Origin of the sequence: Flavobacterium sp. (genome assembly GCF_044377315.1) — a bacterium.
Taxonomy (GTDB): Bacteria; Bacteroidota; Bacteroidia; order Flavobacteriales; family Flavobacteriaceae; genus Flavobacterium.
The window spans coordinates 1-5937 of the sequence record NZ_JBILJG010000048.1 but is presented as its reverse complement, the minus strand read 5'-3'; the positions used below and the strand labels follow the sequence as shown (position 1 = coordinate 5937).

At 34.1% G+C, this 5937-nt stretch carries 6 protein-coding genes; 2 read left to right on the top strand and 4 right to left on the bottom strand.

Annotated elements, in window-relative coordinates; translation table 11 throughout:
- The first annotated feature begins 97 nt into the window (after window positions 1-97).
- A complete protein-coding gene (locus tag ACIQ66_RS11180) occupies window positions 98-577 on the top strand; it encodes a DNA N-6-adenine-methyltransferase (protein ID WP_396212877.1) in 480 nt (159 codons plus the stop codon).
- 264 nt (window positions 578-841) lie between these two features.
- On the opposite strand, the gene ACIQ66_RS11175 is transcribed toward ACIQ66_RS11180, so the two are convergent.
- The 3 genes from ACIQ66_RS11175 to clpB all read right to left on the bottom strand — a co-directional run bounded on the left by ACIQ66_RS11175 (window position 842) and on the right by clpB (window position 5000).
- Window positions 842-1042 carry a hypothetical protein gene (locus tag ACIQ66_RS11175; protein ID WP_396212876.1) on the bottom strand — a complete coding sequence of 67 codons (201 nt, stop codon included), beginning with the start codon at window positions 1040-1042 and terminating at the stop codon, window positions 842-844.
- The gene (locus ACIQ66_RS11170; RefSeq protein ID WP_396212875.1) at window positions 1039-1833 is read right to left on the bottom strand and encodes a phospholipase D-like domain-containing protein; all 795 of its coding nucleotides are present in this window, start codon (window positions 1831-1833) and stop codon (window positions 1039-1041) included. Before ACIQ66_RS11170 ends, ACIQ66_RS11175 begins: the two co-directional genes overlap by 4 nt.
- Before the next feature lie 509 nt (window positions 1834-2342).
- Entirely contained in the window at window positions 2343-5000 is a 2658-nt protein-coding gene (clpB, locus tag ACIQ66_RS11165) for an ATP-dependent chaperone ClpB (protein ID WP_396212874.1), read from the bottom strand.
- A 170-nt stretch (window positions 5001-5170) separates the two neighbouring features.
- Here clpB and ytxJ point away from each other — a divergent pair, with 170 nt between their 5' ends.
- Window positions 5171-5557, top strand: coding sequence for a bacillithiol system redox-active protein YtxJ (gene ytxJ, locus ACIQ66_RS11160; protein ID WP_396212873.1), 387 nt, complete (start codon window positions 5171-5173; stop codon window positions 5555-5557).
- Between the two features lie 95 nt (window positions 5558-5652).
- Here ytxJ and ACIQ66_RS11155 read toward each other — a convergent pair.
- The coding region (locus ACIQ66_RS11155) for a cell division ATP-binding protein FtsE (protein ID WP_396212872.1) at window positions 5653-5937 on the bottom strand (285 nt) is incomplete at its 5' end.

The following is a 5937-nucleotide window of genomic DNA, read 5'->3' as shown; positions in this document are numbered from 1 at the left end:
AATAGATTTTAATTTTTTTTATAAAATATTGATTTTGATCACATTATAATTTGTTTTTATAAAATATTGATCTAATATTTGCATTAAATAATTTATTATGAATACATCTTTTGAACGCTGTGAAAACACTAAAGTAGAATGGTTAACTCCGCCAGAATTGGTCCAAAAATTAGGTGAATTTGATTTAGACCCATGTAGTCCAATCAATCCGCCATTTTTGCACGCTACAAATAATTTTACAACAAATCATGATGGATTAACTCAAAAATGGTTTGGTCGAGTTTATCTAAATCCGCCATATGGAAGAGGAATGGAATTGTGGCTTGAGAAATTAAAATATCATGGAAATGGAATTGCATTAATTTTTGCAAGAACAGAAACAAAGTGTTTTTTTGAACATGTTTGGAATGATGCAGATGCTATTTTATTTGTGAAAGGCAGAATTAGATTTTATCATGTTACTGGAATTCAGGCAGGAACGCCTGGAGCGCCAAGTGTATTTATTGCTTATGGAAAAGAAAATGCTGAGAAATTAAAAAAGGCAGGAATCGAAGGGAAATTTATAGGATTAAAATAAATCCCGTTAGGGATTAAATATAGGTAAAAAGAACCTACAAGAAAATAAATCCCGTTAGGGATGCTATTCAGATTAGCTCTTTAAAAATGTAACGCTCATCATACTCTATCTCAAAAACTTTTAAAAACTTTAAATTCTCAAATATCGTCCCTACGGGACTTTGTAAACTATTGATTATATTTTTCACCAAAATTGAATCCCTAATGGGATTTAGAACTAAATGAATTGAACTATTTATTTTTCTAATTCAATTTATGACCTTATTTATAATACTTCATAACAAATAAACTCTGCTACATTAAACTCAGAATCAATAATCCAATCATTTTCCACCAATAATTTTTTATAAGCTTCGTTTTCATCATAAACATCTTCAACAATAGCAATCACTTGCATGTTTTCAATTTCATTTCCATTAGGTGAAAAAGTAGTTCCTTCAGGAGTTATAAATATGTATTTTTTCATTTCCATAGTTTTCTGTAATGACCGTTACCTAAAAATTCAATTAATCCTAAATCTCTCAAATATTGAAGTTGCTGTCTTATTTTATCTGTTATGTGGTCATTATTTGGATATACTATTTTTAATTGACTTTCAAATTTATTAATTTCATTTAAAGTAAAAATCTGATTTGGGATTAAATTAATGCATTTAAAAACTTCTAATTTCCATCCTCTTAATGAAGATGATATTGTATTATCTGGAATTTCAATTGTATCATAATTATTTTCAGGCGATTCAATGTTAAAATTTGGAAAATTTATAGATTCAGTTAATGGAATTTTTGAAATAATTTCTTTTACTTTTTCTAAATGTGAAATATCTAATTTTCCAGTTCGTGAATTTTTAGATAATAAATTAAAATCACTTGATATTTTTGAAACCAAATCTTTATCATTTGAATAAATACCATATTCATAGTTATTAACTAAACCACCATATGTTAAATTACCAGAACTTATTATTACTTCTTTATCATCAAATAAATAAATTTTAGAATGAAGTTTTGAATAATTTTTTACAATTCCATTTTGGTTTATTATTTTCTCAATTGCAGCTATATCTAAAGAACCTGAATAAATATTCCCAAGTTTAAATGAAGTAATTAGCTCTAATTTTGCATTAGTTTGTTTTGCTGATAACATTTCATCACAAATATTTTCTTTAACAAATGGTGATGTTATTTTTATTGATTTTTTTGAATTTGAAACTAATTCTAAAAAATCTGATTTCCATGGTGATGTTATCGTCTTCATTTATTCTTAATCAAACAAGAGTTAAGTTTATCAGTTTCAAAAATGGTTTTGCCTGCATAGAATTTGTGTTTTGTGTAAAAATAGTTAAAAACGCAATTGTTGAAAATCATTGCCAAAGTAATTATCAACAAATTTTTAGTTTGTATAATGAAAACAAAACTTTTATAAAAACCACTATTTTCACAAAAGACCACAACCAACTAGCCCTGATAGGAGCATCCGCCACTGCGGAGCGGATAGCAGGAATAGGGTAACCAGAAAGGCGCTTGCCATTGCTTCGCCAGTTCGCTATCGCTCGAGTCGCTTCTAAGATTCTTCCAGAATGACAAAAAGGATGAGATTCCTACGGACACGAGAGCTTTGCTCGAACTGGCGAAGCAATGACAAATAAACGAAAGACCTGTCAGGTTTTCAAAACCTGACAGGTCTAGTCAAACTAAAACCAATCTAAAACAATTATGAATTACGAATTATGAATTATCAATTATGAGCTTCGTAATTCGTAATTTTTAATTCGTAATTAACTCTTCGCTTTGATTTCTAAACACCAATTGTCCGTCGAAGCTGTCTAGTAAAATAATGCTGTCGGTGGTGACTTTGCCTGCCAAAATCTCTTTGCTCAATTGGTTCAAAACTTCTCTTTGTATCACTCTTTTTACAGGGCGAGCACCATATTGTGGGTCGTAGCCTTTTTGCGCCAAATAATCGATGGCTTCGGGTGTTGCATCCATAGTGATGTTTTGATGTGCCAGCATTTTGACCACGCCTTTGAGTTGCAATCCGACGATTTCTCTAATGTTGGCGTTGGTTAACGGTGTAAACATTACAATTTCGTCAATTCTATTTATAAACTCTGGACGAACGGTTTGTCTTAGCAAGCCCAAAACTTCTATTTTGGCTGCTTCGGTTGCTGCTTCAACACTGCCTTTAAGGTTTTCAAATTTCTCTTGTATAATAGCACTTCCCATATTAGAAGTCATGATTATAATTGTGTTTTTGAAATCGGCTACACGACCTTTGTTATCAGTCAATCGACCTTCGTCTAAAACTTGTAACAAGATATTAAACGTGTCGGGATGCGCTTTTTCGATTTCGTCTAACAATATCACAGAATATGGTTTTCTACGAACGGCTTCTGTCAATTGTCCGCCTTCGTCATAACCCACATAACCCGGAGGCGCACCTACCAATCGGCTCACACTATGGCGTTCTTGGTATTCGCTCATGTCAATTCGGGTCATAGCGTTTTCGTCGTCAAACAGGTATTCGGCTAAGGCTTTTGCCAATTCGGTTTTACCAACACCAGTGGTTCCCAAGAATAAGAACGAACCAATCGGTTTTTTCATGTCTTGCAATCCGGCACGGCTTCTTCTAACGGCATCACTCACAGCTTCGATAGCTTCTTCTTGACCAACTACTCGATGGTGTAATTCGTCTTCTAGTTTCAAGAGTTTTTCTCTTTCACCTTGTAGCATTTTCATTACAGGAATTCCGGTCCATTTGGCTACGATTTCGGCAATATCTTCGCGAGTTACTTCTTCTTTTATCAAGGAAGTACCCGATTGATTTTCGGCTAATTGTGTTTGCAAAACATCCAAACGTTCTTGCGCTTCTTTGATTTTTCCGTAACGAATTTCGGCTACTTTTCCGTAATCGCCATTTCGTTCGGCTTGTTCGGCTTCGGTTTTGAAATCTTCAATTTCTTGTTTAACGTTTTGAATATTGTCAACGACATCTTTCTCTGATTTCCATTTGGTGAAAATCTCGTTTCGGTCTTCTTTTAGGTTGGCCAAATCCATTCCCAAACCTTTCAATTTGGTTTCATCATTTTGCCTCACTAGACTATTTTTTTCAGAGGTGTTCGGAGAATCTTCGATTTCACGTTTGATAGCTTCCATTTCGATTTCCAATTGCATGATTTTTCTATCCAAAACATCCAATTCTTCTGGTTTTGAATTGATTTCCATACGCAATTTAGAAGCCGCTTCGTCCATCAAGTCAATAGCTTTATCTGGCAAAAAACGATTGGTGATATAGCGTTGCGATAATTCCACAGCTGCAATAATAGCATCGTCTTTGATACGCACTTTGTGGTGGGTTTCATATTTTTCTTTGATTCCACGCAAAATCGAAATCGCACTTTCGGTATCAGGTTCATCGACCATTACTTTTTGGAAACGACGTTCTAACGCTTTGTCTTTCTCGAAATATTTTTGGTATTCGTCTAAAGTTGTAGCACCAATTGCACGCAGTTCACCACGAGCCAAAGCAGGTTTTAAGATGTTGGCTGCGTCCATTGCACCTTCGCCACCGCCAGCACCAACAAGCGTGTGAATTTCGTCTATAAAAAGCACGATGTCGCCTTCGGCAGAAGTTACTTCTTTAACAACCGCTTTTAATCGTTCTTCAAATTCACCTTTGTATTTCGCACCAGCAATCAGCGCACCCATATCTAAAGAAAAAACGATTTTGTCTTTTAGATTTTCGGGAACATCGCCATCTACAATTCGGTGTGCTAAACCTTCGGCAATGGCTGTTTTACCAACACCTGGTTCGCCCACCAACATGGGATTATTTTTGGTGCGACGCGTTAAGATTTGCAATACACGACGAATTTCTTCATCACGACCAATCACAGGATCGAGTTTACCGCTTTTGGCTAATTCGTTGAGGTTTTTGGCGTATTTGTTCAAAGCATTATACGTTTCTTCGGCAGAAGCAGAAGTAACGCGTTCACCTTTTCTGATTTCGTTTATAGCGGCTTCAAGGCCTTTTTCGGTAACGGCTTGATCTTTCAGAATTTGAGCAACCTTGCTTCTAGATTTGAAAATAGCCAATATCAAATGTTCGATAGAAACGAATTCGTCGTTCATTTTTTTGGCAATGATTTCGGCTTCGTTCATAGCGGTTCCGGCATCGCGTGAGAATTGTAATTCGCCACCCGAAACTTTTGGAAAACTTTGAATAGTGCTATCCAATACTTTTTTGAAAAGCTCCACATTAACGTTGAGTTTTTTTAAAATAAAAGGAGTCACGTTTTCATCGACCTCTAAAATGCCTTTGAAAATGTGTTCGTTTTCAACTTGTTGTTGACCGAAACTTTGTGCAATTTGCTGTGCTTGTTGCAAAGCTTCTTGCGATTTGATTGTGAATTTATTGATGTTCATATTTTGTATATTGTAGTGTTGTATAATATATATTGAAATTGATATTGAATTTTGCTATTCATTATAACTTCGTCAATATGTATTCCAATCGTAATTTTCGGTCAAAATGGCTTACTTTTTAAAGAAAAAACTTTATTTTTACGTCAAAATGTCGGATTAAATGTCAAAACATGAGTTTATTTAAAAAAATAGTTGGAAGTTCGAATAAAGAAAGTACCAACTCAAAAATAGGGTGGAAGCCATTAATTGATTTAGGCCAACTTAATGAAATTGTGGATTTCTCCAACGAAAAACCTGTTGCTATTTTCAAGCATAGTACAAGATGTAGTATTAGTAGAATGGCACTCAAACAGTTTGAAAACGAGTTTAATTTACAAGATAAAATCGATATTTACTTTTTAGATTTATTGAATTATCGTGAGATTTCTAATGAAATTGCCAATCGTTTCAATGTAATACATCAATCTCCACAAATTCTCCTGATTAAAAATGGAAAAGCAATTTACCATGATTCTCATAGTGATATTGAAGCTGCTATTTTGAATCAATATTTATAAAGATCAATTTATTCAATTAGAAGACAAAAGTGTGAATGATTAGTGCGAATAAAACCAAATATGTATTCAGTTGTTTTTCAGAATGATTTCTAGCATTAAACCGTTCTTTGAACCACTTCAAAAAGTTGCCCATTTTCACATTTCAACGTTTTGGATGGAAACTTCATCAATAAAGCGTAATCGTGTGTTGCCATAATAACCGTTTTGCCATTAGCATTGATTTTTCGCAATACTTCCATGACTTCAACGCTTGTTTGTGGATCAAGGTTTCCAGTTGGTTCATCAGCCAAAATAAGTTCTGGGTCATTTAGTAAAGCTCTTGCAATAGCTACTCGTTGTTGCTCGCCACCAGAAAGTTGATGTGGCATTTTTGAAGCAAT